Source organism: Amycolatopsis thailandensis (genome assembly GCF_002234405.1).
Classification (GTDB): Bacteria; Actinomycetota; Actinomycetes; order Mycobacteriales; family Pseudonocardiaceae; genus Amycolatopsis; species Amycolatopsis thailandensis.
The window spans coordinates 11,898-36,822 of sequence record NZ_NMQT01000107.1; the positions used below are offsets into that span (position 1 = coordinate 11,898).

Genomic DNA, 24,925 nt, shown 5'->3' on the forward strand with positions numbered 1-24,925 from the left:
CCCCACCGACGCCTCAGGAGTTCCCTCATGGCAACGCAAACCGAACCGACCTCCAGCCCGCCGCGCGCGTCCGGCTGGCGCGGGCTGTTCCTCCGGCTCCACTTCTACGCCGGCGTTCTCGTCGGACCGTTCGTCCTCATCGCGGCCCTCACCGGTGTCCTGTACGCGGCGACACCGCAGATGGAGTCCTGGATCTACGCCGATCAGCTACGGGCACCCGTCGGGCTGAACCAGGTCTCGCTCGCCGACCAGGTCAAGGCGGCGCAAGCGGCCAACCCCGGCGGTGACCTGGTCGCCGTCCGTCCCGCTCCCGAACCGGGCGACACGACCCGCGTGCTGTTCTCCGAGGACGGACTCGGCGAGTCCGAGCGGCGCGCGGTCTTCGTCGACCCGGCCACCGCGCAGGTGCGCGGCGATCTCGTCGCGTACGGCTCGAGCGGCGCCTTGCCGTTGCGGACCACCCTCGATCAGCTGCACCGCAACCTGCTGCTCGGTGAACCCGGACGGCTCTACAGCGAACTCGCCGCGTCGTGGCTGTGGGTGGTCGCGCTGGGCGGTCTCGTGCTGTGGGTGAGCCGCCGTCGCGCCCGCCGGAACGAGGCGGCGAAGACCGAATCCGCTCGCGGGAAGTCCGTGCGCCGTCACGGATCCGTCGGCCTCTGGGTGCTGCTCGGCGCGCTGTTCCTCTCCGCGACCGGGCTGACGTGGTCGGCGTACGCGGGCGAGAACGTCTCCGCGCTGCGCGAATCGCTCGGCTGGGCCACCCCGGCGTTGAAGGTGACCGGCGGGGACGAACACGCCGGGCACGCGGGGCACGGGGAAGCGCCCGCCCCGGGGCCCGCGCGGCCCGAGAGCGTGGACGCGATGCTGGCGTCGGCCCGGGCCGCCGGGATCGACGCGCCCTCGGTGGAGATCGGGCTGCCCACCAAACCCGGCGCTCCTTGGCAGGTGGCGGAGGTCGAGCGCGGCTGGCCGACGCAGGTCGACGCCGTCGCGGTCGACGGGACCACCGGACAGATCCTGGGCGAGGTGCGGTTCGCCGACTACCCGCTGATGGCGAAGCTCGCCCGCTGGGGGATCGACGCGCACATGGGCGTGCTCTTCGGCTGGCCCAACCAGATCGCGCTGCTCCTGCTCGGTGGCGGCCTGGTCACGCTGGTCGTGCTCGGCTACCGGATGTGGTGGCGGCGCAGGCCGACCCGGGCCACCGGGCTGACCTTCGGGCGGCCGATCCCGCGCGGTCAATGGCGGAAGGCGCCGCCCGCCCTGGTGGCGGGGCTCGTCGTCCTCGCCGCCGCGATCGGCTGGTTCGTGCCGCTGTTCGGCATCAGCCTGCTGGCGTTCCTGGTGATCGACCTGCTGCTGGGCCTGCGGTCCGGGCGCGGGTCCAAAGCGGAATCCACCGACGTCACCGGGTGACCTCGACGCCGGTGAGGCCGACGCTCGCCGCCCACACCCGGGCGGCGAGCTCGGTGTCGGCGAGTTTTCCGCGAACCGGTTCGCGACGGGGTTCACCGCGCAGCCCGAACACCCGGGGGCCGTACATCTCACCGCCGCGCACGGCGGGGTCGAGCGCGGCCCGGACGGCGGGCCAGGCTCCGGCTTCCTTGCCCTGCAACAGAAGCCCGGCAGGGAACTTCCGTCCGCCCGGTGCCGGGTGCACCGGCCGCGACGGGGTCAGGGAGTCGAGCGCGCCACCGGGATGATCCACGACGCTGAGCACGCTGCTCCCGGCCGCGCGCAGCCGCCTGTCGAGCTCGAAGGCGAACAGCATCTGCGCCAGCTTCGAGCGCGCGTAGGTGCGTTTGGGCTGGTAGTCGCGCTTGCTTTGGAGGTCGTCCAGGTCGAGTTCCGCGGACTTGCCCACGAAGCTGCCGGTGGTGACGACGCGTCCGGCGTCCGCCGCCGCGAGCAGGGGCATCAGGTGGTGCACCAGGACGAAATGGCCGAGATGGTTGGTGGCGAACGTCAGTTCGTGACCCTCGGTGGTCTCACGCCTCGGCTGGTCTTCCAGGAGCACGCCCGCGTTGCAGACGACGGCGTCGAGCCGCCCGATCTCCAGGCTGTCCACAGAGGACTTGATGGACGAGAGACCGGAAAGGTCGAGTCGCAGGTGCCCGAGTTTCGCGTCGGGGACCCGGCTTCGGATCGACGCCATCGCGGCGTCGGCCTTGGTGGCGTCCCGGCTGCCGAGGAGCACGGTGGCGCCGGTCCCGGTGAGCTGTTCGGCGGCGAAGTAGCCGATCCCCGCGTTGCCGCCGGTGACCAGGAAGGTCTTGCCGTCGGCGCGCGGCAGGTGGTGGACGTCCCAGTGGGTCATGTCGTACTCCTCGAAGTCGAAGTCACTTCGAAGATACACCTGCTTCACTTTCGGAGTGATTCCGATGTAAGCTGGTTCTCATGGAGCAGGGCAGGCGTGAACGCAAGAAGGCGGCGACCCGCCAGGCCCTGTCGGGAGCGGCGCGGAAGCTGTTCCTGGAACGGGGTTTCGACAACGTCACCGTCGCGGAGATCGCTGACGCCGCGGACACGGCGGTGTCGACGCTGTTCGCACACTTCCCAGGCGGCAAGGAAGCGCTGATCCTCGGCCACGGGCACGAACGCGAAGCGGCCTTGGCCGCCGCTGTCCGAACCCGGGCCGAGGGTGTTTCGATCTTGCGGGCGCTGCGGGACTTTCTCGCGACGCGCGGCCCGTTCGACCCGGATCCCGATCCGCTGTCACGCCGCGTCGCTGAGCTGGTGGTCGCCACCCCGGCGCTGCGCGCCTACGCCAGGACACTGTGGACGGGCTGCGAAGACGCGCTCACGGAGGTCATCGCCGAACAGAGCGGGCAGGACGGCTTCTCCGTGCGGTTGCTGGCTCGCTACGTCCTGGAGATCCCGGACTTGGCGGGTGTCGAGCCGGATCCGGCGGCCGCGCTGGACGCCGCGTTCGCGTTCCTGCGGCGAGGCTGGCCGGGGTTCTGACCCGGTCCGATCGCCATACAGCAGGACGCCGACGGTGAAGATCAGCGGATAGGAACCGTCCGAAATGGACCACGGGTACGGGAAGATCAGTACGCCGCAGGCGAGGCAGCCCGCGATGAACACCGGTTTGCGGCTGATCCGGTCGGAAAGTTCGGCCGGGAAGGGGATCGCGAGCAGCGCGGCGACGGGCAGCTTCGGGGCGGAGGAGGAGGCCTGTTGTCAAGAGCCGGGATTTCAGGCCGTCAGGTACTCGATCACCAGGTCGCCCAGCATCAGGCGGTAGTGGGCGCGGCGCGCGGGGTCGAGCATGTCGCGACCGAAGATGGCGGAGAAGGTGTGCCGGTTCGCGAGGCGGAACACGCAGAACGAGCTGATCACCATGTGCACGTCGAGCGCGTCGACGTCGTCGCGGAACCGGCCGGCCTCGCGGCCGCGGTCGAGGATGCGGGTGAGCACGTCGAGGGCGGGGTTCGCCATGCCGGACAAGGCTTCGGATCGCGCGATGTGCTCGCCGTGATGGATGTTCTCGATGCTCACTAGGCGGATGAAGTCCGGGTTCGCCTCGTGGTGATCGAAGGTGAGTTCGGCCAGCTGGCGGATCGCGTCCTCGGGTTCGAGGTGGTCGACGTCGAGATCCTGTTCGAGGGCGCGGATGGTGGCGTACGCCCGCTCCAGCGCGGCAATGTAGAGCTGCTCCTTGCCGCCGAAGTAGTAGTAGATCATCCGCTTGGTGGTGCTCGTGCGAGCGGCGATCTCGTCCACCCTCGCGCCGGCGTACCCCTTGTCGGCGAACTCCCTGGTGGCCACCGCGAGGATTTCGGCGCGGGTGCGTTCCTTGTCGCGCTGGCGCTCGACCTCGGACGACGGTGCGGCCACCTGACTCCCTTCGAACCGCCGGTGGGGGCCTCATTCTAGCGCAGCCCTTCTCGTCCCGGCCCGCTCGCGCTCCAGTGGACTCACTGGTTCGTATATTAACTCGGTAGGCTTGGTGACCAGTTACCTCATCGGCCTGGTCGGCAGCGGCATCGGGCCGTCGCTGAGCGCGGCGCTGCACGAACGGGAGGCCGACGAACTCGGGCTGCGCTATCTCTACCGTCGGCTCGACCTCGACGAGCTCGCGCCCGACGCCGCGGCGCTCGGCGCGGTGAACACGGTGGTGTTCCACGAAGGGCTGACGACCGGGCACAACACGGACGCGACCGGCTTCGCCCGCAATCTCGCCGTCGCGCGTAACCTGCGCGAAAGTGGCGCGCCTTTGCTGGAGATTCCGGGGAATTATTACGACGGTCTCGAAGCCCGGTTCGATCTGCCCTTCGCCGCGGAGCTGCGGGAGAACTCGGTGCTGTACGAACGGGACTCGTCCGGTGAGTTCCTGCATTTCTGTATCGATCTGGTCGGGTCTCGGGTGTTTTCGAGGTGGTGCAACGGATCGGCGGCTCAGTCTGGCCCGCTGACGGGCCGCGGCAGAATATCGTCGACCTTGAATGCGGATGATTCTGTTGAGCCCCAAGGGTTGCCCTGTTTTTGTCGGTGGTCGGCTGTAGCTTCGTCGCATGGCTACTTCTGGGGCCGAACTCTCGGCCGTTCTCGAGGAATTGACCGATCCGGATCGGATGGAGGAGATCAATGCTTTGGCGGGTTCCTTGGATGACAAGGATTCCTTGCTCGTCGCGAAGCAGGTCGGTGTCGCGCTCGCTCGCCTTGAGGCGGTGCGGTACCGGGCACTGTCGCGGTTGAGCGAAGTGCGTGGCGGTGCGCGCGGCGTGGTGCAGGAGGTCGCACTGGAACTGTCCCTTGTGGACAATTTCGCCGGTTCACTCGTGGCGACCGGAGTGGCGCTGACGTCGAGGTTGCCGCGAACGTTGTCGGTGATGGACCGCGGTGAGGTGAGCGGGTTCGCCGCGCAGAAGGTGGCCGAGGCGACAGCGTGGCTGTCCGATGAGGACTCCTTGACGGCGGACGCGGTACTGGAGTCACGGTTGCCGGGAAAGAACAGCGACCAGGTCCGCAAGGCGGCGAGTTACGCGGCCACGAAGGCCGATCCATCCGGTGCCGAGAGACGCGCGACCGAGAGCAGGGAAGGCCGCCGCCTGTCGATGGCTCAGGGCGAGACCGGTGTTGCTTCGATCGAGGTGGTGGACGGTCCCGTCGAGAAGGTGACCGCCGCCTATCAGCGAATCCACCGGGAAGCCCGGGCACTGCGGAAGCAGGGGGACACGCGCACGATGGACCAGCTCCGCGCGGACATCGCGCTGGACCTTCTCCTCGGCGGGCAGGGTGGTGTCTCCGAACGCACCGAGGTGTTCCTGTACATGGATCTCACCACCTATCTGGGGTTGAACGACGATCCGGTGAAGATGGCCGGGCACGGCTACCTCCCGGCCGGGCTGGGCCGCCAGATCGCCTCCGGGGCCGGCACCGTCCTCCGGCGCATCATCACCGACCCGCTCAGCGGTCAAGTCCGAGACCTGGGCAGAACGCGCTATCGCCCCGACGCGGCAACGGCCGAGTTCGTCCGGGTACGAGACCGCGAGTGCCGAAGACCCGGCTGCACCCGTGCCGCCCACACCTGCGAACTCGACCATTCGATCCCATGGCAGTTCCAAGGCGAAACGAACGTGGACGACCTCGTCACCTACTGCGCTCGTGACCACCGGCTGAAGGACGAACCCGGCTGGATCTACCGCCTCGACCCCGACGGAAGCCTCACTGTCACCACCCCGACCGGACAGACCCACACCAGCACGCCGCCACCACTGCGCGAACCCAGGCCGGAGGTGCTGCCGTTCTGAGCGGTTGCCGGAATCCGGCGACGGGCTTCCGCGCGGGCGTGATGATGCCGAGGTGAGCGCGGCGGCGTTGGTCGGCTCCGCGGCGACAAAGCTCCCATCTGAACCAGCGCAGCGCCTCGCGAGGCGCTGCGGGCCGAGGCATCGCTCTCTGGCACGGCCGGTACCTGCGTAATCCGAGCAGCCCAGAGGTGCTGCCGTCCTGAGCCGTTGCCGAAATACGGCGATGAGCGCGGATTCTTGTCGACCACGATCGGAGGGCGCCACGTCGGCGGCTTCTAAGTCCTGACAAATCGGCTGCGGCCGCCTCAGCGGCCAGGCACCATGGCCACATGCCGGATCTTCAGTGGGACGAGGTCAAGTGCTTCTTCGACCCTGATTTCATGGGCACGCTTCCCGACGTGCTCGTTCCGAACGCGTCGACAGAGGACTGGCAGGCGGTATTCGATCTGGTCGAGGCGCGTGGCTGGCAGTGGGAGTTCCGTCAGGCCGACGAGAGCCTGCCTTTGCCTCCGGCGGCTGAAGCACTCGCTCGCCTGGAGGAGGGCGAAGTAGGGGAGTTCCATGTCTTCCCGGTTCCGGAGATGCTCGTGATCTTCCGTCTCATGTCTGCCGAGGAGATCGACTTCGACGTCGACTTGCGAGAGTTGCAGGGCCAAGCCGGCGTCGACAACCTCTGCGGCTTCTTCGCCGAGATCGGGCGAACGCTGGGCAAGCCGGTTCTGATGCTGCCGGAAGGCGGAAGCCCAGCCCATCCGAACCTCGGGTTCGATCCAACGGTTGATCGAGTGGTGCTGTTGGCCGATCCACTTCGCTGAATCCACGCCGGCCGGATCAGAACCCGATCGGCAGCCCCGCGTAGTTCTCCGCCAGCCCCGCCCGGCCCGCCTCACTACGCGCCAGCCAGCGCAACTGCGAAAGCTGCAACTGCCGGTCGAACGGATCGCCCGACTGGTGCAGCATCGTCGTCATCCACCACGAGAAGTGCGTGCACCGCCAAACCCGGCGCAGCGCGGTGTCGGAGTAGGCGTCGGCGAGCGTGGAGTCCTTGTCCCGCAGCAAAGCGGCCAGCGCGGGAGCGAGGAGGGCGACGTCGGCCACGGCGAGGTTGAGGCCCTTGGCGCCGGTGGGCGGCACGATATGGGCGGCGTCACCGGCGAGGAACAGGCGCCCGTGCCGCATGGGTTGCTGCACGAAACTGCGCATGGGCAGCACGCTCTTCTCAGTGATCGGCCCGGGCGTGAGCGTCCAGCCGTCCTGGCCGTGGCCGAGCCTGGTCGCGAGGGCTTCCCAGATCCGTTCGTCGGACCACGTGCCGATGTCGGTGCCGTTGGGCACCTGCAGATACAGCCTGCTGACGGTGGCCGAGCGCATCGAGTGCATGGCGAAGCCGTCGGGATGCCAGGCGTAGATGAGCTCGTCGGTCGAAGGGGCGACGTCGGCGAGAACGCCGAGCCACGAATAGGGGTAAGTGCGTTCCCAAGTCTGCTTCGCGGCGTCGGGAATCGCGGTGCGGCAAGGCCCGAAGGAGCCATCGCAGCCGACGACGATGTCGGCGTCCAGCCGTTGCGGCATGCCGTCCGGGCTGGTGAAAGTGACGTAGGGCTTGTCGGTCTCGAGGTCGTGCACGGCGGTGTCGGTGACCTCGTAGTGGATCTGCTGCCCGGCCGCCGCTCGCGCCTTGCCGAGATCCTTGGTCACCTCGGTCTGGCCGTACACGGTGACACTCCGCCCGACCAGGTCCACGAAGTCGAGATGGTGCCGTTCCTCTGGCCATTGCAGATGGATGCCGCGGTGCTCGTCGCCTTCGCGGTCGAGCCGGTCGGCGAGTCCCGCCGCACGCAGAAGGTCCACTGTGGACTGTTCGAGGATGCCTGCCCGGATCCGCGCCTCGACGTACTCGCGGGAGCGGGCTTCCACGATCACCGATTCGACCCCTGCCAGATCGAGCAGATGCGACAGGAGGAGTCCGGCCGGGCCGGCGCCGACGATGGCGACTGGGGTGCGCATGACCGGAGTCTGGTCGCGCCTCGGGCGAACTCCTAGCGCTCGCTTCCGCTCAGTGAAACTCGCAGGCTCCGGCTGATCCCGGCGGCGGCCACCTGGAGCGCGGAGACCAGCCGCGCCCGGCCACGGCTCAGATCCGGAACGACCAGCCCGAGCGCCGCGACGACGTCACCGTCGGGGGACGCCCGGATCGGGACGGCGACCGAACAGGCGCCTTGGCTCATTTCCTCGACGGTCTGCGCGTAACCCTCCCGCCGGACCCGTTTCAACTGCTCGCGCAGCCGCCCGGGCTGCGTGACGGTGTACGGCGTGACGCGGGTCAGCGAGGCCAGCACCTGCCGCTGGACGTCCTCCGGAGCCCAGGCCAGCAGAACCTTCCCGACGCCGGTGGCGTGCAGCGGAAGCCGCCCGCCGATCCGGCTGACCACCGGCACGGACGCGTTCCCGGAGAGCCGGTCCAGGTAGAGCACCTGGCCGCCGTCCCGCTCGCCGAGATGCACGGTGGCACCGGTCGCGCCGTAGAGATCCTGAAGGAAGGGAGCGGCGACCTGCCGCAGTTCGAACTGGACGGGGGCGAGCAGGCCGAGATCCCAGAGCCGCCTGCCGATGGCGTAGCGGTCCTCGCGTCGCTCCAGCGCGCCCAGGCCCACGAGTTCGCGCGCGAGCCGGTGCGCGGTGGGCAGCGGCAGATCGGCCCGGCTCGCCAGTTCGGTCAGCGACAGTTCGCGGTGGTCGACGTCGAAGGCGCCGAGCAGCGCGAACGCCCGTGACACCACGCCGGCGCCGGGAGTGGACAGGTTGCCGGGCATGCGCCCAGCTTCTCACTGAGTGGAAGTCAGGGCGAGTCCGAGCCACAGGCCGGCGACGGCGAACACGATGGACGCCGGCACGGTGAGCAGCCCGAGCCGGGTGAACTCGCCCAGGTCGGGCCGGGTGTCGTGCCGGTGCAGGATCCGCCGCCACAGCAGCGTGGCCAGCGACCCGACGTAGGTGAGGTTCGGCCCGAGGTTGACCCCGATGAGCACGGCCAGCACCACGGGTGTCCCGCCCGCGGTGGCCAGCGGCAGCAGGACGAGCACCGCGGGCAGGTTGTTGATCAGATTGGCGAGCACGGCCGCCACCGCGGCGGCGCCGAGCAGGGCGAGGAACGAGCTGGACGTCGGCACCAGGTGGCTGAGCGCCTCGTCCAGGCCGTTGTCGACGACGGCGCGGACCACGATCGCCAGCGCGAGGACGAAGGCGAGGAACGGGATGCTCGCCGACTTGACGATCGCGGCGGGGGAGGTCCGGCGCTGCGCGAGGGCACGGCAGGCCAGGACGGCGGCACCGGCGAACGCGGCCCACGCGGGACTGACGTCCAGCAGCGACGTGACCACGAACCCGGCCAGCGTCAGGCCGAGCACGACCAGGACGAACGCCGGGACCTTCCCGGCCGGGACCGCCTTCCCGCCGCGGGGCCGGGCCGCCAAGTCGGCGGCGAAGAACCGGCGGAACACCAGGTACTCGGTGAGCACCGCCGCCAGCCACGGCAAGGTCATCAGCGCGGTGAACCGGAGGAACGAGATCCCGGTCGCGGCCACGGCGAGCAGGTTGGTCAGATTGGACACCGGCAGGAGCAACGACGCCGAGTTCGCCAGATGTGTGCAGGCGTAGGCGTGCGGTTTGGCCCGCGCGCCCATCCGTGCGGCGGTGGCGAACACGACCGGGGTGAGCAGGACGACGGTGGCGTCCAGGCTGAGCACCACGGTGACCGCCGCGGCGACGGCGAACACCGCCGGCAGCAGCCGTCGCGGCTTGCCCCGGCTGAACCGGGCCATGAGCGTCCCGGCCGCCTGGAACAGCCCCTCGTCGTCGCACAGCTTGGCCAGCACGAGCACCGCGGCGAGGAAGCCGACGACCGGGGCGAGCCTGGCCACTTCGTCGAGGGCATCGGAGAACGAGATCGCCCCGGCCGCCAGCACGATCCCGGCGGCGGGGACGGCGGCGACCGCTTCCGGCAGACCGCGTGGCCGGATCACCGCGAAGGCCAGGACGATCAGCAAGAGCGCGATGGACACCATCTCGCCGGGAATGCCCGTCAGGGGAATCCTCCTCCGTGTGAAGCCGACTTCGGCAATCTAAGCTGGGTCTGGTGCGTGAGACGAACTGGGCGGGCAATCGGACCTTCACCGCGGAGCGGATCCTGCGGCCGCGCACGATCGAACAGGTGCGGGAAGCCGTCGCCGGAGCGACCGCGGTCAAGGCGCTCGGCAGCAGGCATTGCTTCAACGACATCGCGGACTGTCCCGGCGGTGTCCAGCTCGACCTGTCCGCGCTGGACGTCGAGGCCGAACTCGACGTCGACGCCGCGACGGTCACGGTGCCGGCGTCCGCGCGGTACGGCGACGTCGCCGTCCAGGTGCACGAGGCCGGGTTCGCGCTGGCCAACCTCGCGTCGCTGCCTCATTGCACGGTGGCGGGCACCGTCGCGACGGCGACGCACGGCTCCGGGCGACGGAACCAGAGCCTGGCGTCGGCCGTGTCCGGTTTGGAACTGGTCACCGCGGACGGCGATCTGCGGACCTATGACAGGCACGACGGCGTGGTCGTCGGTCTCGGCGCCTTGGGCGTGGTGACCCGGCTGACCCTCGACCTGGTGCCGTCCTTCGAACTCCGCCAGGACGTCTTCGACGGCCTGTCCTGGGAGTCGGCGTACGAGCGTTTCGAGGAGATCCAGGACGCCGGCTACAGCGTCAGCATGTTCACGAACTGGGCCCGCGACACGATCGACCAGGTCTGGGTCAAGGGTTCAGGACAGCCGGGCGCGGACTTCTTCGGCGCGCGGGCTGCCGACGGGCCGCGGCATCCGGCGCACGCGGCGGGGATCCGGGCGGACAACTGCACCCGCCAGCTCGGGGTCCCGGGGCCGTGGCACGAACGGATCCCGCATTTCCGCCTGGACTTCACCCCCAGCGTCGGGAACGAACTCCAGACCGAGTACTTCGTGCCCATGAAACACGCCGTCGAGGCTATGGAGGCCCTCCGTGGCATCGGGCACCGGCTCGCGCCCGTCCTGCTCGTCTCGGAGATTCGCACGGTCGCGGGGGACGGCCTGTGGCTGAGCCCCTTCCACGGCGGCGACCGGCTGGCGCTCCACTTCACCTGGCGGCCCGAGGAGGACGCGGTCCGCGCGCTGCTGCCGGTCATGGAGGAACGCTTGGCGCCCTTCGGGGTCCGCCCTCATTGGGGGAAGCTCTTCCACCACGCCGGGGACTATCCGAGACTGGCCGATTTCCGGGCGCTGGCAGGCGAACTGGACCCGCACGGCAAGTTCCGGAGCCCGTTCGTGCGGCGGCACGTCTTCGGGGAGCGCTAGTCCGACTGCGACCAGGCGGCGACAGGCAGTGAGAGATACACGCCGACGTCGTCGATCCCCGTCGCCGATTCGATGCTCGTGCGCAGCAGGTCCACCCGTTCCTGGCGGTTGTCCGCCCGGCTGGGGAACCACTTCGACCGGACCTCGACCAGCAGGTCCAGTCCGAACCGGTCGAACGGTCCCGGCTGCCGGAAACGCAGTTCGACGTCGCCCGGCTGAAGGTCTCCGTCGTAGGGCTCCTCGGGGCATTCCACCGCGACGGACACGAGATGCGGCAGCACCGAACCCAGCTCGCGCAGCTTGGCTTCGGAAAGTTCGGGGGAGTAGGTGATTTCCACGAGAGGCACGACACCAGCCTAGGGCAGGCGCGAACTGCTATCGTGGCGGTAGTTGCTTGCTCGCACGGGAAGATCCCCGGCTGCTGCACTGGGGCCGCACGTTTCTCCCGAGGAGCTTCCATGTCTCTTCCCCTTGCCCGTCGTATGGACGGCGTCACCAGTTCTCCCGTGCGCGACCTGCTCGCGCTCACCGCCCGCCCGGGCGTGATCTCCTTCGCCGGTGGCATGCCCGCGCCGGAACTGTTCGATGTGGACGGCCTCCGCGCCGCTTTCGATCGCGCGCTCGACGGCGAGCCCGGCCGCCGCGCACTCCAATATTCGCCCACCGAAGGGAATCCGCGGCTGCGTGAGCTGCTCGCCGAACGACTGTCCGATCGCGGGCTCCCGACCACTGTGGACGATCTGCTGGTCACCACGGGGTCGCAGCAGGGCTTGCAGTTGCTGAGCACCGCGTTGCTCGACCCCGGTGCCACCGTGCTGGTGGAGGAACCGGTGTACCTGTCCGCGTTGCAGTGCTTCCAGCTAGCCGAGGCGCGGATCGTGCCCGTCCCCGGTGACTCGGAAGGGATCGACCCGGCGGCGCTGGACGAGATCGCGGCCAGGGAACGACCCGCCCTGCTGTACCTCGTCCCGACGTTCTCGAATCCGTCCGGCCGCACGATCGGCCCCGATCGGCGCCGCGCGCTCGCGGAAGTGATCGCGCGCCACGGGTTCTGGCTCGTCGAGGACGATCCGTACCACGAGCTGCGGTATCGCGGCGAGCCCGAAGAGCCGATGTCGGCCCGTCCGGAACTCGCCGGCCGCGCCGTCTATCTCGGCAGCTTCTCGAAGGTGATCGCCCCGGGGATGCGGCTGGGCTGGCTCCGCGCGCCGGACGAACTCCTGCGCCGCGTCGCGATCCTCAAGCAGGCGACCGATCTGCACACCTCGACGGTCGACCAGGCGGCCGCGGCCGAGTACCTGGCCGCCGCGGATCTCGACGCGCACGTGCGGACACTGCGCGCGACCTACAGCGCGCGCCGGGACGCGATGCTGGCCGAGTTGCCCGCGATCACACCACCCGGGACGACGTGGACCGACCCGGACGGCGGGATGTTCGTCTGGGTCACCCTTCCCGGCGGCGCGGACACGGATCTGCTGCTTCCCGAGGCGTTGCGCCATGACGTCGCCTTCGTGCCCGGCTCGGCGTTCCTGGTGGGGGAGCCGGACCGTTCGGCGTTGCGGCTGTCGTTCGCCACGCACGCGCCGGACACGATCGCGGAGGGGCTGCGGCGGCTGGGCAAGGCCCTGCCCGCGGCGATCTAGTCCGCCTGCGGGCGTCGCGGGGACCCTTCGGCCGCGCGGAAGGTGCGGCGGTAGCTGTCCGGCGGCACCCCGACGGTCCGGTTGAAATGCCGCCGCAAGGTGGCGGCCGTGCCCATCCCGGTGGCCTCCGCGACGAGGTCCACGCTGTCGTCCGTGCGCTCCAGGAGTTCCTGCGCGCGGCGGATGCGCTGATCGAGCAGCCAGCGCAGCGGGGTGGTCCCGGTCGCCGACCGGAAGTGCCGGGCCAGGTTGCGGGAACTCATGTTGGCGTGACGGGCGAGGTCCTCGACGGTCAGCGGCCGGTCCAGCCGCTCGGTGATCCAGGGGAGCAGCCCGCCGAGCGGATGGTCGTCCCGCTCGGGCACCGGGGCGGTGACGAACTGGGCCTGCCCGCCCGCGCGATGCGGCGGGACGACCAGACGGCGGGCGACGGTGTTCGCGACCGCGGACCCGTGGTCCGAGCGGACCAGGTGCAGGCACAAATCCATCGCGGCCGCCTTGCCCGCCGAGGTGAGCACGCTGCCGTTGTCGACGTAGAGGACGTCCGGATCGACCTCCACCAGGGGGTGACGGGCGGCGAGTACGTCGGTGTGCGCCCAATGCGTCGTCGCGCGGCGGCCGTCGAGCAGACCGGCGGCCGCCAGCACGAACGCGCCCGTGCACAGCGACGCGACCCGCGCGCCCGCCTCGTGGGCGGTGCGGACGGCGTCGACGAGGTCGGTGGGCGGGGCGACGTCGATGTCGGCCCAGCCGGGGACGATGACCGTGTCGGCGCGGGCGAGCCCGCCGAGCCCGTGATCCGGTTCGAGGAGGAACCGGCCGACCTTCACCGGGGCCGGACCGCAGACGCTGAGTTCGTACCAGGGACCGAAGCCCGGCAAGGGAGTGCCGAAGACCTCCTGGGCGATGGCCAGTTCGAACTGGAGCATTCCGTCCGTGGCGGCGAGCGCGACCGTACTCATGTCCGAAAGTGTACGCATGATGGCGTTCCGGACACTGTCAGAGGAGCGATCCCGTCGCCAGGATGGTCCACAGTGGATCGGTCGAGGACAGGGAGAACCCCATGGGTACGTACGACGTCGCGGTGTTCGGGGCCTACGGGCACACCGGGCGGTTCGTGGTGGAGGAGTTGCGCGAGCGGGGCTTCGGCGTGCTGGCCGTGGGCCGCGACGAGGGCAAACTCCGCGCCCTGCCCTGGACGGACCTGGAGATCCGGCAGGCGTCGGTCGACGACCCGGCCTCGCTCGATCGCGCCTTCGAGGGCGCGCACGCGGTGATCAACGCCGCCGGTCCGTTCGCCGACACAGCCGCGCCGGTGATCGAAGCGGCGCTGCGGGCGGGCGTCCCGTATCTCGACGTGGCCGCGGAACTCGAAGCGAACATGGACACCTTCGCGCGGTTCGGCGACAAGGCGGCGGGCGCGACAGTGATCCCGGCGATGGCGTTCTTCGGCGGTCTGGGCGACCTGATGGTCACCGCCGCCCTGGGTGACTGGACGTCCGCCGACGAAGCGCACATCGCCTACGGGCTGAGCGGCTGGCATCCGACGGAAGGGACCCGCGCGGCGGGCAAGGTCTCGCGGGAGCGGCGGAACGGGAAGAGGATCCGCTTCTCCGGTGGCCGGATCGAGCACCGCGACGACGCGCTGCCGGAGTCGGACTGGGACTTCCCGGCGCCGCTGGGGACCCGCGCGGTGCTCGGCGAGTTCTCGATGGCCGACGTCGTCACCGTCCCGAGTCACCTCGCCATTCCCGAAGTGGTCACCTACATGACCACGAACGCGGCCCGCGAGGTGGTGACACCCGAGACACCGGCGCCGCCCGCCGACGGGCCGTCCGCGCAGACGTTCGTGGTCGACGTCGTCGTGCGGTCCGGTGGCGAGGAACGGCGGATCGTCGCACAGGGGCAGGACATCTACGCGATCACGGCGCCGCTGGTGGTGGAGGCGGTCCAGCGGGTGCTCGACGGGCGGACCAAGGCGACCGGGGTCGTCTCGGCGGGGGAGGTCTTCGACGCGGCCGACTTCCTGGCGGCGCTGGCCCCGCGGGTGACCGTCACCGGGTGACCTCCGCCTGCCAGCCGGGGTGCGGCAGCCGTGCGGGCGGCGCCGCGCCGGGCCGGTACTCGAAGTGCCACCATTCGTTGTCGTAGATCCGGTAGAGCGCGAAGCGGGCGCCGTGATCCTCCAGCCACTGCGCGCCTTCGCGCGGCCGGACGTCCAGCGCGGTGCCCCGGACGTGCGCGGAATCCTTCGGTGGCAGGACGCGCTTTTCTCCCCGCTCGGTCTCGTCGAGGAAAAGGCGGAGCTGATCGGCGGCGTCACGATGCCCCGAGGTGACGCCGAGCAGCGTGCGGTGCCGCCAGAACGCCTCGGTCCTGGCGGCGGTGAACGCGGCCAGCGTCCCGCCGGTGAGCCCGGCGAGGTCCTCGGCCGGGAATCGCAGCGACAGCGCCCAGCCGCAGGCCAGCCGCCGGGCGTTGCCGGGAGACTTGAGCCACGCCGGGATCAGCAGCAGCACCGCGAGGACTCGGGTGACCATCGCGAAAACGGGTTCCTTCATGCCGTCCACACTCGACGCCGCTTGTCCGAGGCCGATCGTGACGACGTGCGCGGACGCCGACGAAAATGTCACCGTTCCGCACGGATCACGCCGTGACACGACCATGACATTCCGTGGACGTTCCGCGGAAACGGGATGGGCACGATGGCGTGTCATGGACGAGCGGATCCCGTCCGGCGCTGCGATAGTCGTCGGCATGCCCAGAGTGCTGCTCATCGAGGACGACCAGGCCGTGCGTGACGGGCTGAGCATGGCGCTGGGCGGACGCGGCCACGCGGTCGACGCGGTGGCCACCGGAGAGGAAGGACTGGCCAGGCTCGCGTCGCGGCCGCCGGACATCGTCGTGCTGGATTTGATGCTGCCAGGGCTGGACGGGTTCGAGGTCTGCCGCCGGATCCGGGCCGCGGGCGATCTGCCGATCATCATGCTCACCGCGCGCAACGAGGACATCGACGTCGTGGCGGGCCTCGCCGCGGGCGCCGACGACTACGTGGTCAAGCCCGCCAGGGCCCAGGTGCTGGAGGCACGGATCCGCGCGGTGCTGCGCCGCACCGGGCAGCCGGCGCCCGCGGCACCCGCGCCCGCCGGGATCGAGCGTCACGGCGATCTCGGCATCGACCGTGCCGGGCTGACGGTGACCAAGGCGGACAGGCCGCTCGCCCTCGCTCCGACCGAACTGCGGCTGCTGCTGGAACTCACGCAGGTCCCGGGGCGGGTGCTCAGTCGCCAGTACCTGCTGGAAAGTGTCTGGGAGCACGGCTATTTCGGTGACTCCCGGGTCGTCGACGCCTGTGTGCAGCGGCTGCGCGCGAAGATCGAGGACGACTCGTCCGCGCCGGTGTACGTCCAGACGGTCCGCGGGTTCGGCTACCGTTTCGGGCCGCTGTGAAGCTCGGTGGCCTGCGCAACCGGCTGCTGCTGGCGTTCAGCCTGCTGGTGGTGATCACCGCGGCGACGGTCGCCGGCGTCAACTACGCCCAGTCCCGCACCGTGATCCTGCAGCAGGCGCAGGACGCCACCGCCCGGGTCCTGGTCGACAAGGCCACCGCGCTGTACCCGCTCGGCCCGCTGCCGCCGGGCGACGGGACACTGGATCGGATCAGCGGCGAACTGTCCGATCGCGACTTGAGTTCCCTGGTCCTGTACGAGGACCAGACGAGCGGGAACACGCAGCTCCGATCGCTGATCTCGCCCGAACTCCGCGAGCGGGTGCGGTCGGGAACCGTGGCCTGGCAACGGGTCGACTCCGATGGCACACCGATGCTGGTGGTGGGCACCAGGTTCACCGTGCAGCTTCCGGGTGGGCAGCAGCGGGCTTCGGGTATCGAGGCCTACATCGCCCGCGACATGACCCCGGAGGCGCGCAGCATCGACGAACTCGCCACCCGGGCCTGGCTGCTCGGCGGGCTGGCGCTCGTCTTCGCCATCGGACTGGCACTCCTGGCCGCGCGCGGTGTCCTGCGGCCGGTCCGGGAACTGGGCGACGCGGCGCAGCGGCTGGGGGCGGGTGATCTGCGGGCCCGGGTCGAGGTCCGCGGGACGGACGAACTGGCCGGAGTGGCGCGGACGTTCAACGAGACGGCGGAAGCGCTGGAACGTCATGTCGGCGAGCTGAAACGGATGGAAGCCGACGCGCGGCGGTTCGTCGCCGACGTCTCGCACGAACTGCGTACCCCGCTGGCCGCGATGACGGCGGTCGCGGACGTGCTCGAACAGGAGGCGCCGCGGCTCTCGGGGGACGCCGGTCGCGCGGCGCGGATGACCATCGAAGAGACGCATCATCTGACCCGGCTGGTGAACGACCTCATCGAGGTGTCCCGGTTCGACGCCGGGGCCGCCGCCCTCGCCCCGGAAGAAGTCGACGTCGCCGAGGTGGTCACGGCGAGCCTGCGCATCCGCGGCTGGGCGGGCGAGGTGGAGGGAGAACTCCCCGCCGGGATCTTCGCCGTGCTGGATCCGCGGCGGCTGGACGTCATCGTGGCGAATCTGGTCGGGAACGCGTTGCGGCACGGGGAAAAGCCGGTCTCGCTCCGGCTTTTCGAAACGGGGGAGCGGATCACACTGGAGGTCGCCGATCACGGTCCCGGGCTGGCGCCCGAGGTGCTGCCGCACGTGTTCGACCGGTTCTACAAGGCGGATTCGGCCAGAGCGCGTTCCGGTGGCAGCGGGCTCGGGCTCGCGATCGCCCGGGAGAACGCCCTTCTGCACGGCGGCAGCCTGATCGCCGGGAACGGTGTGGACGGCGGCGCGGTGTTCACACTGCGGCTGCCTCGTCAGGAGGTGTCGGCATGAGGAAGGTCTGGCTCGCGCTGCTCCTGACGGTTTCGGTGGTCGCCGGGTGCGGCGTCCGGCCCAGTGCGGTGATCCCCGGTGCGCCCGCGCCGGTGGGCCCGGCCAACGGCGCGGTGCTCTACTTCCTGTTCAACGGTCAGCCGGTCCGGGTGCTGCGCCCGCTCGCCGGCGAACTGGCTCCGGCGAACCCCCTCGACCTGCTCGCCGCCGGACCGGACGAGAGCGAGCGTGAACGGCGCTATACCAGCGAAGTCCCGTCCGGCACCGCGGTTCTCGACCAGACACCGGCGCCGAACGGTGTCGCGGTCACCCTGTCGATCGCCGTCGCCGGGCTGTCCGCCCGGGCCGTCGACCAGATCGTTTGCACGGTAAGGGACTCGGTCGGCGGGATCCCGCGGATCACTTTGCGGGGCGGAGGAACCGACCGCGGCCCGCTGTCGTGCCCCCTGCCCGGTTAGGAGTGGCCCGAATCACCGGTGTCGGTCCCTCGCTTTGTCCGGATTAGCCCGCTAGCTTAGGCAAGGCTAAGCAAATGGGACGTGGGGTGGTTGTGGCGTGGAAGGGATCGAGGGCAAGGTCGCGCTCGTAACCGGAGGCGCGCGCGGGATCGGCGCGGCCGTCGTGGACGGACTGGCGCGGGCCGGCGCGATCGTGGCGGCGGTGGACCTGACGGAAGGGCCTTCGCGGGACGGGGTGACCTCGTTCGTCGCGGACGTCGGGGATCCCGCGGCGGTGGCGCGGGTGGTCGAGCGGGTCGAACGGGAACTGGGGCCGATCGGTGTCGGGGTATCCGTCGCGGGCGTGCTGAAACCGGGGTCCGTCTGCGAGACGAGCGACGAGGACTGGGCGGCGACTTTCGCGGTCAACTCCACCGGTGTCTTCACCGTGCTCCGCGAGATCTCCCGCCGGATGCTGCCCCGCCGGAGCGGCGTGCTGGTGACGGTCGGGTCGAACGCCGCGGGTGTCCCACGCACCGGGATGGCCGCTTACGCCGCCTCGAAGGCCGCGGCGACGATGCTGACCCGCTGCCTCGGCCTCGAACTCGCCGGCTCCGGAATCCGCTGCAACATCGTCTCGCCCGGCTCGACCGACACCGACATGCAACGTCTACTGTGGACGGACGAGAACGGCGCGGATCGTGTCATCGCGGGAAATCAGGAGCAATACCGCGTCGGCATACCACTGGGCCGGATGGCCGAACCGGCCGACATCGCCGACGCCGTCCTGTTTCTCGCCTCCGAGCGCGCGCGGCACATCACGATGCAGAACCTCTACGTCGACGGCGGTGCCACGCTTCGCGGGTGATCTCGATGACGCAACGAAGACTTTTCGGGTCCGTATGATTAGGTTAGGCTAACCGAAAAGGTGTGTCCGGCGCGTCCGGGGGGTCGCGTTCCGCGCCGGCGAAAGGCACTGCGAGGTACCAAGAGTGCCTACCTGGTCAGTAGTATTTGCGAAAGGGAATCCTGTCGTGTCCTCACCTGCACCGGCCCGACCAAGGCCGGTCCATCAGGCGGCCGATCTGCTGGCGGCGTACCTGCCCGGATCGTTCTACTACTCGTCCGCTCGAGGATCGCTGCTCGCCGACGGGGTGTACTCCCCGGTCCACGCGGCGCCGGGCGAGCGTGCCCGTGCCGCCGCCGAAGTCCTCGACGCCGCGCTGGTCGCCGGAGTGCCCGAACCCGTGGTGGCCGGGGCGATCGGGTTCCGGCCCGACGCTCCGAGCAGCCTGGTGGTACCCGCCGTGGTGCGCCGGGCCGGCCCGCCGCGCGCCGGGGGACCGGTGGCGCCGCTCGGGGGCGGGACCTGGTCGGTCTCGCCGCGGCCGGCTCCGGAGGTCTACACCACTGCCGTCGCCAAGGCGCTGGACGAGATCCGCGACGGCGACCTGCGCAAGATCGTGCTGGCCCGCTGTCTCGACGTCACCGGCGGCGACCCCGTCGCCGTGCCGCGTTTGCTGGCCCGTCTCGTCCACGCCGATCCGGCGGCCCACGCCTTCGCCGTCGACGTCAGCGCGCCCGGGGATCCCGCGCCGCGCACCCTGATCGGCGCGAGTCCGGAACTGCTGGTCTCCCGCCGCGGCCGGATCGTCTTGGCCAATCCGCTGGCCGGTTCGCGGCCGCGGGTCGCCGACGACGCCGAGAACGCCCGCCGGATCAGCGATCTGCTGGCGTCCGAAAAGGACCGTCACGAACACGCCCACGTCGCCGCGCAGGTGGCCGAGGTGCTGGGCCGGTTCTGCCTCGACCTCGACGTTCCCGCCGAACCCGAGGTGATCGGCACGCCCACGATGTGGCATCTCTCGACCAGGATCAGCGGGCGGCTCGCCGACGCGGGCGACGCCGGTTCGTCCGCGCTCGGGCTGGCCGAAGCGCTGCATCCGACACCCGCCGTCTGCGGCGTCCCGACGGGACTCGCCCGCGACACCATCGCCGCGCTCGAACCCGAAGATCGCGGCTACTACGCGGGTCTCGTCGGCTGGACCGACCAGGACGGCGATGGCGAGTGGGTCGTCACCATCCGCTGTGCCGAGGTCCGCGACCGGACGGTGCGCCTGTTCGCCGGCGCCGGAGTCGTCGCGGGTTCCGACCCGGCGGCCGAACTCGCCGAGACCGGCGCGAAGTTCGGCACCATGCTGCGGGCGCTCGGTTTGGAGGGAGTGGCGTGAACCCGGATCACGTGCCCTGGCCACCGGAAACCGCCGCGCGTTACCGGGCCTCGGGCCACTGGCGCGGCCAGACCTTCGGCAAGTTGCTGACCAGCCTCGCCGAGGCCTACGCCGAACGCCTCGCCGTGATCGGCGAGACCGCGCGCTGGACCTTCGCCGAACTCGACGAGCGCGCGCACCGGCTCGCCGCCGGGTTCGCCGGAGCCGGGATCCAGGCCGGTGACCGGGTCGTCGTGCAACTGCCGAACGTGCCCGAGTTCGCGTCCGTCGTCTTCGGACTGTGGCGGGCCGGTGCGCTGCCGGTGTTCGCGCTGCCCGCGCACCGGGCCAGCGAATTGCGGCACTTCGCCGAACAGAGCGAGGCCGCGGCGATCCTCACCGTCGGCGAGCACGAACGGTTCGACCACGCGGGGATGGCGCGTTCCGTCGCGGCCGAAATCCCGTCGGTGCGGAACGTCTTCGTCGTCGGCACGGAGGAATTCGCCGTGCTCGAAGCGGCGACTCCGCGCGCCCTGCCCGACCCGGACCCCGCCGGTGTCGCGTTCCTCCAGTTGTCCGGTGGCAGTACGGGCTTGCCCAAGCTGATCCCGCGCACGCACGACGACTACCTTTACAGCGTCCGGGAAAGCGCCCGGATCTGCGGCCTGCGCCCGGAAAGCGTGTACCTGGCGGCGCTGCCCGCCGCGCACAACTTCCCGCTCAGCTCGCCCGGCCTCCTCGGCGCCCTGCACGCGGGCGCGGGCACGGTGTTCGCGCCGCGACCGGACGCCGACACCGCGTTCCGGCTGATCGAGGCCGAAGGTGTGACGATCACCGGGCTCGTGCCGCCGCTGGCCGCGGCGTGGGCGCAGGCGGCCGCGAGGACCACCCGCGATCTGTCCACTTTGGACGTCCTGCTGGTCGGTGGCGCCAAATGCGCCCGTGAGCTGGCCGAGAAGATCGGGCCCGCGCTGGGCTGCCGCCTGCAGCAGGTGTTCGGCATGGCCGAGGGTCTGGTCTGCTACACGCGGCTCGACGACCCCGACGAGTACGTCCTCGCCACACAGGGACGTCCGATCTCGCCGGACGACGAGATCCGCGTCGTGAACCCGGACGATCCACTGTCCACTTCGGACGACGTCGTCGCGCCGGGTGAGATCGGCGCGCTGCTGACCCGCGGGCCGTACACGATCCGCGGCTACTACCGCGCCGCCGAGCACAACAAGACCGCGTTCACCGAAGACGGCTTCTACCGCACGGGAGACCTCGTGCGGCAGCATCCGTCGGGACATCTGGAAGTGGTCGGCCGGGCCAAGGAACAGATCAACCGCGGTGGCGAAAAGGTGGCCGCGGAAGAGGTCGAGAACCACCTGATGGCCCACCCCGGCGTGCTCGACGCCGCCGTCGTCGCGGTGCCGGACCCGTATCTGGGCGAGCGCACCTGCGCCTACGTCGTCGCAGTGCCCGATCCGGATGTTGCCGAGCCCGCCCCGGCGGAGCTGCGCCGGTTCGTCCGCGAGCGCGGGGTAGCGGCGTTCAAGGTGCCCGATCTGGTCCAGGTGGTGCCGGAGTTCCCGGTGACCGGGGTCGGCAAGACCAGCAAACGCGAGCTGCGGGTGGCGCTGGCCGCTCTGGCGAAGGAGAAGTGAACGTGTCACTGCCCAAGATCCAGTCGTACGCCCTGCCGACGGAGGCCGAGCTGCCCGCCGGGCGGGTCGGCTGGAAACCCGACCCCGACCGCGCCGCGCTGCTGGTGCACGACGCGCAGCGGTACTTTCTCGCGCCGTACGAGGGATCCCCGATCCCGGAGATGGTCGCGAACATCGCCGCGCTGGCCGACGCCGCCCGTGCCGCGGGCGTCCCGGTGTTCTACACGGCGCAGCCCGGGCGCCAGGCCGCCGAAGACCGGGGCCTGCTCACCGAGTTCTGGGGCGACGGCATCGGCGCGGTCATCGAGGACGACCCCTCGGCCGCGGACGTCGTGGACGAGCTCGCGCCGAAACCGGGCGACATCGTGCTGACGAAGTGGCGCTACAGCGCGTTCCAGCGCAGCACGTTCACCGAACAGCTCGCCGAAGCGGGCCGGGACCAGCTGCTGATCACCGGCGTCTACGCGCACATCGGCTGCCAGGCCACCGCTGTCGAGGCGTTCATGCGCGACGTCCAGCCGTTCCTGGTCGGCGACGCGGTCGCGGACTTCTCCCGCGAACGCCACGACCAGGCCTGCGAGTACGTCGCCCAGCGCTGCGGCGCCCTGACCACCACGGCCGCCGCGATCGCCGCGCTGGCCCCGATCCACGCCGGAGCAGGTAAATGAGTCTCACCCCAGCGAAGATCAACGCCGACGTCGCCGAACTGCTCGGCTGCGACCCGGCCGAGCTGACGCCGGAGACCGATCTCACCGATCTCGGCCTCGACTCGATGCGGATCATGGGCCTGGTCGAGCAGTGGCGCACCGAAGGCGCGGACACCCTGGAGTTCGCCGATCTCGCCGAGCAGCCGACCCTCGGCCACTGGACGCGGGTCCTCACCGGGAGCGCCGCGTGAGCCGCGCCGACCATCGCCACCGGCACCTCGAACGCATCGCCGAGGTGCGCGAGGGCGCGCACGCGGAGAAGGTGCCGTACCCGATCCGCGTCCGCCAGGCCGAAGTCGTCCGCACCGAGATGATCGGTTCCGGGCTGCTCCGCGTCACCCTCGGCGGGCCCGGGACGGCGGGATTCGAGGCGCATTCGCCCGACGAGCACGTCAAGCTCCTGTTCCCCGAGCTGGACGCCGAGCCGAAACTGCCGGTGCAGGACGGCGACATGCTGCGCTGGCCGAAGCCGTCGCCGACGTCGCGCGAGTACACGGTCCGCCGGTACGACCCGGCTTCCGGCGAACTCGATCTCGACGTGGCGCTGCACGAGGGCGGTCTCGGTTCCGGCTGGGCGGAGAAGGTCACCCCCGGCACGCCGGTGCACGTCGCCGGGCCGCCCGGCGGGCTGATCGTGCCGCACACCTACGACCGCTACCTGCTCGCCGGTGATCTCACCGCGCTGCCCGCGATCGCGCGCTGGCTCGAAGAACTGCCGCGCACCGCCGCGGGATGGGCGTTCATCGAGGTCACCGACGCGAGCGAGGAGATCGAGCTGTCCGCGCCCGAGGACGTCGAGGTGCACTGGCTGCACCGGGGAGACGTCGCGGCGGGCGCCTCCGACGTACTGGCGCGCGCGGTCCGGACGATCGAGGTCCCGGCCGGGGAACGGCTCTACGCCTGGGTCGCCGGGGAAGCGGGACAGATCAAACCGCTGCGCCGCTGGCTCAAGAACGACCTCGGGCTCGGCAAGGACGACCACGACGTGACCGGGTACTGGAAACGCGGGGTCGCCGACTTCGACGACGAGCACGACCACTGATCCCCACCCAGAAGAAAAAACGAGGAAAACCCATGCGCACCACAAGAACTCGCCGGCTCACCGGAGCGCTCGCGCTCGCGTTGACGGTCGCGACCGCGGCCACCGCCTGTGGCTCCGGCGAAGACGGCAAGGCGGCCGAGGGCGGTCAGACCCGGGTGTTCGCGGCCGACAACGGCCAGATCACCATCCCGGTCTCGCCGAAGCGGGTCATCGCCACCGGCTACGCCGTGCCCGCGCTGCTCGAAGCCGGCGCGCCGCTGGTGGGGGTGTCCAGCTGGAAGCGCGGCATCCCGCTGTTCAACGAGCAGGAGCGCAAGAAGTACGACGAGCTGGCGAAGGTCGCGGGCGAGGCGGCTTCGGAGACGAACTACGAGGCGATCGCCCAGGCGGATCCGGATCTCATCGTCATCGGCGTGCCGAAGCCGGTGCTGGCCGACATCGACATCAAGCGGCTCGAAGCGATCGCTCCGGTCGTGGCGATCGGCCCGTCCGTGCCGTCGATGTGGCGTGATCTGTCCCGCAAGCAGGCCGACGCCGCCGGCGCGGCCTCCGGGTTCGACGCGCTCAAGACCGCGTACGACACCAAGGCCAAGGGGCTGGCCGAGAAGTACAAGGCCGTGGTGCCGCAGCTGAAGCTGGGTCACGTCGGTGCCTACGGCGAGGTCGCCAAGGGCAACTTCCAGCGCGAGTTCAACGGTTCCTGGGGCACCAACATCGCCCAGGACGTCGGCGCCACCTACTACGGCCAGGTCAAGGTCAAGGGCGGCGGCTCGAAGGACGTCAGCGAGTACCCGTCGATCGAAGAGCTGTCGACCGCGTTCGCCGAGGCCGACGCGATCACCTACTCGGTCAGCGCCGACGGTTCCGTGCCCGCGCCGGTCAAGTACGTCCTCGACTCGCCGCTGTGGAAGGAACTCCCCGCGGTGAAGGCGGGCAAGGTCTACCCGTTCCGCTACACCGAGGCCGCCACCTACCGGGCCGCGACGTCCACTTTGGACGCCGTCGACCAGGCGTTCGCGCCGCTGCTGAAGAAGTGACCACCACCGGGCGGGCCGCGCTGCTCGGCGCCGCACTGCTCGGGCTCGTCGTGGTCGCCGTGCTGAGCGTCGGCATCGGCGCGCACGCCATCGCCCCCGGCGAGGTCGTGCGCGCCCTGCTGGGCGACGGGAATCCGAGTGACCGGGCGGTCGTCCTGGACATCCGGATGCCGAGGGCGGTACTCGCGATCGGGGTCGGCGCGGCGCTCGCCGTCGGCGGGGTGCTCGT

The 24,925-nt window shown here is 70.5% G+C and carries 27 protein-coding genes; 19 read left to right on the forward strand and 8 right to left on the reverse strand.

Translation table 11 applies throughout. The annotated features are described in order from the left end of the window. Window positions 1-27 precede the first annotated feature (27 nt). Window positions 28-1,419, forward strand: coding sequence for a PepSY-associated TM helix domain-containing protein (locus CFP71_RS29725; RefSeq protein ID WP_093937274.1), 1,392 nt, complete (start codon window positions 28-30; stop codon window positions 1,417-1,419). On the opposite strand, the gene CFP71_RS29730 is transcribed toward CFP71_RS29725, so the two are convergent. Beyond that, on the reverse strand, window positions 1,409-2,320 hold the full coding sequence (locus tag CFP71_RS29730) for an SDR family NAD(P)-dependent oxidoreductase (protein ID WP_093937295.1): 912 nt from the start codon (window positions 2,318-2,320) through the stop codon (window positions 1,409-1,411). The two genes, CFP71_RS29725 and CFP71_RS29730, sit on opposite strands and share 11 nt — an antisense overlap. 80 nt (window positions 2,321-2,400) lie before the next feature. Here CFP71_RS29730 and CFP71_RS29735 point away from each other — a divergent pair, with 80 nt between their 5' ends. Then, window positions 2,401-2,967 carry a TetR/AcrR family transcriptional regulator gene (locus CFP71_RS29735; protein WP_093937275.1) on the forward strand — a complete coding sequence of 189 codons (567 nt, stop codon included), beginning with the start codon at window positions 2,401-2,403 and terminating at the stop codon, window positions 2,965-2,967. A gap of 234 nt (window positions 2,968-3,201) precedes the next feature. Here the strand turns inward: CFP71_RS29735 and CFP71_RS29740 are convergent, their stop codons facing one another. Next, window positions 3,202-3,843, reverse strand: a complete 642-nt coding sequence (locus tag CFP71_RS29740) for a TetR/AcrR family transcriptional regulator (protein ID WP_093937276.1) — start codon at window positions 3,841-3,843, stop codon at window positions 3,202-3,204. A gap of 112 nt (window positions 3,844-3,955) precedes the next feature. Here CFP71_RS29740 and CFP71_RS45100 point away from each other — a divergent pair, with 112 nt between their 5' ends. From CFP71_RS45100 to CFP71_RS29755, 3 genes are all read left to right on the forward strand, one after another. After that, window positions 3,956-4,618 (forward strand): hypothetical protein, encoded by a 663-nt coding sequence (locus CFP71_RS45100; RefSeq protein WP_244199884.1) that lies wholly within the window; start codon window positions 3,956-3,958, stop codon window positions 4,616-4,618. Beyond that, window positions 4,581-5,759, forward strand: coding sequence for an HNH endonuclease signature motif containing protein (locus CFP71_RS29750; RefSeq protein ID WP_093937296.1), 1,179 nt, complete (start codon window positions 4,581-4,583; stop codon window positions 5,757-5,759). Before CFP71_RS45100 ends, CFP71_RS29750 begins: the two co-directional genes overlap by 38 nt. Before the next feature lie 329 nt (window positions 5,760-6,088). Beyond that, window positions 6,089-6,574 carry a hypothetical protein gene (locus tag CFP71_RS29755; protein ID WP_093937277.1) on the forward strand — a complete coding sequence of 162 codons (486 nt, stop codon included), beginning with the start codon at window positions 6,089-6,091 and terminating at the stop codon, window positions 6,572-6,574. A gap of 16 nt (window positions 6,575-6,590) precedes the next feature. Here CFP71_RS29755 and CFP71_RS29760 read toward each other — a convergent pair whose 3' ends face one another. Genes CFP71_RS29760 through CFP71_RS29770 form a run of 3 tightly spaced genes read right to left on the reverse strand, consistent with a single transcriptional unit; the run spans window position 6,591 to window position 9,823 of the window. Next, on the reverse strand, window positions 6,591-7,766 hold the full coding sequence (locus CFP71_RS29760) for a 4-hydroxybenzoate 3-monooxygenase (protein WP_093937278.1): 1,176 nt from the start codon (window positions 7,764-7,766) through the stop codon (window positions 6,591-6,593). A 32-nt stretch (window positions 7,767-7,798) separates the two neighbouring features. Next, entirely contained in the window at window positions 7,799-8,572 is a 774-nt protein-coding gene (locus CFP71_RS29765; protein WP_093937279.1) for an IclR family transcriptional regulator, read from the reverse strand. A gap of 12 nt (window positions 8,573-8,584) precedes the next feature. After that, on the reverse strand, window positions 8,585-9,823 hold the full coding sequence (locus CFP71_RS29770) for an SLC13 family permease (RefSeq protein ID WP_093937280.1): 1,239 nt from the start codon (window positions 9,821-9,823) through the stop codon (window positions 8,585-8,587). 71 nt (window positions 9,824-9,894) lie between these two features. Between CFP71_RS29770 and CFP71_RS29775 the strand changes: the two genes are divergently transcribed. Beyond that, complete coding sequence (locus CFP71_RS29775; RefSeq protein WP_093937281.1) at window positions 9,895-11,118, forward strand: FAD-binding protein; 1,224 nt, start codon at window positions 9,895-9,897, stop codon at window positions 11,116-11,118. Here the strand turns inward: CFP71_RS29775 and CFP71_RS29780 are convergent. After that, window positions 11,115-11,465 carry a hypothetical protein gene (locus CFP71_RS29780; protein WP_039919815.1) on the reverse strand — a complete coding sequence of 117 codons (351 nt, stop codon included), beginning with the start codon at window positions 11,463-11,465 and terminating at the stop codon, window positions 11,115-11,117. The genes CFP71_RS29775 and CFP71_RS29780 overlap by 4 nt on opposite strands. 111 nt (window positions 11,466-11,576) lie before the next feature. Between CFP71_RS29780 and CFP71_RS29785 the strand changes: the two genes are divergently transcribed. Then, window positions 11,577-12,761 carry an aminotransferase-like domain-containing protein gene (locus CFP71_RS29785; protein WP_244199885.1) on the forward strand — a complete coding sequence of 395 codons (1,185 nt, stop codon included), beginning with the start codon at window positions 11,577-11,579 and terminating at the stop codon, window positions 12,759-12,761. Here CFP71_RS29785 and CFP71_RS29790 read toward each other — a convergent pair. Further along, window positions 12,758-13,723, reverse strand: coding sequence for a helix-turn-helix domain-containing protein (locus CFP71_RS29790; RefSeq protein WP_208636065.1), 966 nt, complete (start codon window positions 13,721-13,723; stop codon window positions 12,758-12,760). The genes CFP71_RS29785 and CFP71_RS29790 overlap by 4 nt on opposite strands. 101 nt (window positions 13,724-13,824) lie before the next feature. Here CFP71_RS29790 and CFP71_RS29795 point away from each other — a divergent pair, with 101 nt between their 5' ends. Continuing rightward, window positions 13,825-14,826, forward strand: a complete 1,002-nt coding sequence (locus tag CFP71_RS29795) for a saccharopine dehydrogenase family protein (RefSeq protein ID WP_093937284.1) — start codon at window positions 13,825-13,827, stop codon at window positions 14,824-14,826. Here CFP71_RS29795 and CFP71_RS29800 read toward each other — a convergent pair. Then, window positions 14,816-15,322, reverse strand: coding sequence for a M15 family metallopeptidase domain-containing protein (locus CFP71_RS29800; protein WP_093937297.1), 507 nt, complete (start codon window positions 15,320-15,322; stop codon window positions 14,816-14,818). The two genes, CFP71_RS29795 and CFP71_RS29800, sit on opposite strands and share 11 nt — an antisense overlap. Window positions 15,323-15,476: 154 nt before the next feature. On the opposite strand from CFP71_RS29800, the gene CFP71_RS29805 reads away from it, so the two are divergent. The 11 genes from CFP71_RS29805 to CFP71_RS29855 form a co-directional block, all read left to right on the forward strand. Next, the gene (locus CFP71_RS29805; protein ID WP_093937285.1) at window positions 15,477-16,211 is read left to right on the forward strand and encodes a response regulator transcription factor; all 735 of its coding nucleotides are present in this window, start codon (window positions 15,477-15,479) and stop codon (window positions 16,209-16,211) included. Continuing rightward, window positions 16,208-17,614 carry an ATP-binding protein gene (locus CFP71_RS29810; RefSeq protein ID WP_093937286.1) on the forward strand — a complete coding sequence of 469 codons (1,407 nt, stop codon included), beginning with the start codon at window positions 16,208-16,210 and terminating at the stop codon, window positions 17,612-17,614. Before CFP71_RS29805 ends, CFP71_RS29810 begins: the two co-directional genes overlap by 4 nt. Then, window positions 17,611-18,072 (forward strand): GerMN domain-containing protein, encoded by a 462-nt coding sequence (locus tag CFP71_RS29815; protein WP_093937287.1) that lies wholly within the window; start codon window positions 17,611-17,613, stop codon window positions 18,070-18,072. Before CFP71_RS29810 ends, CFP71_RS29815 begins: the two co-directional genes overlap by 4 nt. A gap of 97 nt (window positions 18,073-18,169) precedes the next feature. After that, the gene (gene dhbA, locus CFP71_RS29820; RefSeq protein ID WP_093937288.1) at window positions 18,170-18,919 is read left to right on the forward strand and encodes a 2,3-dihydro-2,3-dihydroxybenzoate dehydrogenase; all 750 of its coding nucleotides are present in this window, start codon (window positions 18,170-18,172) and stop codon (window positions 18,917-18,919) included. Window positions 18,920-19,085: 166 nt separating this feature from the next. Continuing rightward, window positions 19,086-20,282 (forward strand): isochorismate synthase, encoded by a 1,197-nt coding sequence (locus CFP71_RS29825; protein WP_093937289.1) that lies wholly within the window; start codon window positions 19,086-19,088, stop codon window positions 20,280-20,282. Beyond that, on the forward strand, window positions 20,279-21,910 hold the full coding sequence (locus CFP71_RS29830; protein ID WP_093937290.1) for a (2,3-dihydroxybenzoyl)adenylate synthase: 1,632 nt from the start codon (window positions 20,279-20,281) through the stop codon (window positions 21,908-21,910). Before CFP71_RS29825 ends, CFP71_RS29830 begins: the two co-directional genes overlap by 4 nt. Continuing rightward, window positions 21,907-22,578, forward strand: a complete 672-nt coding sequence (locus CFP71_RS29835) for an isochorismatase family protein (RefSeq protein WP_093937291.1) — start codon at window positions 21,907-21,909, stop codon at window positions 22,576-22,578. Before CFP71_RS29830 ends, CFP71_RS29835 begins: the two co-directional genes overlap by 4 nt. Next, window positions 22,575-22,808: a phosphopantetheine-binding protein gene (locus CFP71_RS29840; RefSeq protein WP_093937292.1), complete on the forward strand. Its 234-nt coding sequence runs from the start codon at window positions 22,575-22,577 to the stop codon at window positions 22,806-22,808. The genes CFP71_RS29835 and CFP71_RS29840 overlap by 4 nt, the downstream gene beginning before the upstream one ends. Further along, window positions 22,805-23,659: a siderophore-interacting protein gene (locus CFP71_RS29845; protein WP_093937293.1), complete on the forward strand. Its 855-nt coding sequence runs from the start codon at window positions 22,805-22,807 to the stop codon at window positions 23,657-23,659. Before CFP71_RS29840 ends, CFP71_RS29845 begins: the two co-directional genes overlap by 4 nt. A 32-nt stretch (window positions 23,660-23,691) precedes the next feature. Next, on the forward strand, window positions 23,692-24,696 hold the full coding sequence (locus CFP71_RS29850; protein ID WP_093937294.1) for an ABC transporter substrate-binding protein: 1,005 nt from the start codon (window positions 23,692-23,694) through the stop codon (window positions 24,694-24,696). Next, window positions 24,693-24,925, forward strand: a 233-nt coding sequence (locus CFP71_RS29855; protein ID WP_143267208.1) for an iron chelate uptake ABC transporter family permease subunit, incomplete at its 3' end; no start/stop codon positions are given. The genes CFP71_RS29850 and CFP71_RS29855, both read left to right, overlap by 4 nt.

What these genes read in the sequence shown, in the direction of transcription:
- CFP71_RS29800 (WP_093937297.1), bottom strand. Translation starts at nt 15,322, where the DNA reads ATGAAGGAACCCGTTTTCGCGATGGTCACCCGAGTCCTCGCGGTGCTG.
- CFP71_RS29795 (WP_093937284.1), top strand. Translation starts at nt 13,825, where the DNA reads ATGGGTACGTACGACGTCGCGGTGTTCGGGGCCTACGGGCACACCGGG.
- CFP71_RS29735 (WP_093937275.1), top strand. Translation starts at nt 2,401, where the DNA reads ATGGAGCAGGGCAGGCGTGAACGCAAGAAGGCGGCGACCCGCCAGGCC.
- CFP71_RS29755 (WP_093937277.1), top strand. Translation starts at nt 6,089, where the DNA reads ATGCCGGATCTTCAGTGGGACGAGGTCAAGTGCTTCTTCGACCCTGAT.
- CFP71_RS29790 (WP_208636065.1), bottom strand. Translation starts at nt 13,723, where the DNA reads ATGAGTACGGTCGCGCTCGCCGCCACGGACGGAATGCTCCAGTTCGAA.
- CFP71_RS29805 (WP_093937285.1), top strand. Translation starts at nt 15,477, where the DNA reads ATGGACGAGCGGATCCCGTCCGGCGCTGCGATAGTCGTCGGCATGCCC.
- CFP71_RS29840 (WP_093937292.1), top strand. Translation starts at nt 22,575, where the DNA reads ATGAGTCTCACCCCAGCGAAGATCAACGCCGACGTCGCCGAACTGCTC.
- CFP71_RS29850 (WP_093937294.1), top strand. Translation starts at nt 23,692, where the DNA reads ATGCGCACCACAAGAACTCGCCGGCTCACCGGAGCGCTCGCGCTCGCG.
- CFP71_RS29785 (WP_244199885.1), top strand. Translation starts at nt 11,577, where the DNA reads ATGTCTCTTCCCCTTGCCCGTCGTATGGACGGCGTCACCAGTTCTCCC.
- CFP71_RS29770 (WP_093937280.1), bottom strand. Translation starts at nt 9,823, where the DNA reads ATGGTGTCCATCGCGCTCTTGCTGATCGTCCTGGCCTTCGCGGTGATC.
- CFP71_RS29725 (WP_093937274.1), top strand. Translation starts at nt 28, where the DNA reads ATGGCAACGCAAACCGAACCGACCTCCAGCCCGCCGCGCGCGTCCGGC.
- CFP71_RS29730 (WP_093937295.1), bottom strand. Translation starts at nt 2,320, where the DNA reads ATGACCCACTGGGACGTCCACCACCTGCCGCGCGCCGACGGCAAGACC.
- CFP71_RS29760 (WP_093937278.1), bottom strand. Translation starts at nt 7,766, where the DNA reads ATGCGCACCCCAGTCGCCATCGTCGGCGCCGGCCCGGCCGGACTCCTC.
- CFP71_RS29765 (WP_093937279.1), bottom strand. Translation starts at nt 8,572, where the DNA reads ATGCCCGGCAACCTGTCCACTCCCGGCGCCGGCGTGGTGTCACGGGCG.
- CFP71_RS29815 (WP_093937287.1), top strand. Translation starts at nt 17,611, where the DNA reads ATGAGGAAGGTCTGGCTCGCGCTGCTCCTGACGGTTTCGGTGGTCGCC.
- CFP71_RS29750 (WP_093937296.1), top strand. Translation starts at nt 4,581, where the DNA reads ATGGAGGAGATCAATGCTTTGGCGGGTTCCTTGGATGACAAGGATTCC.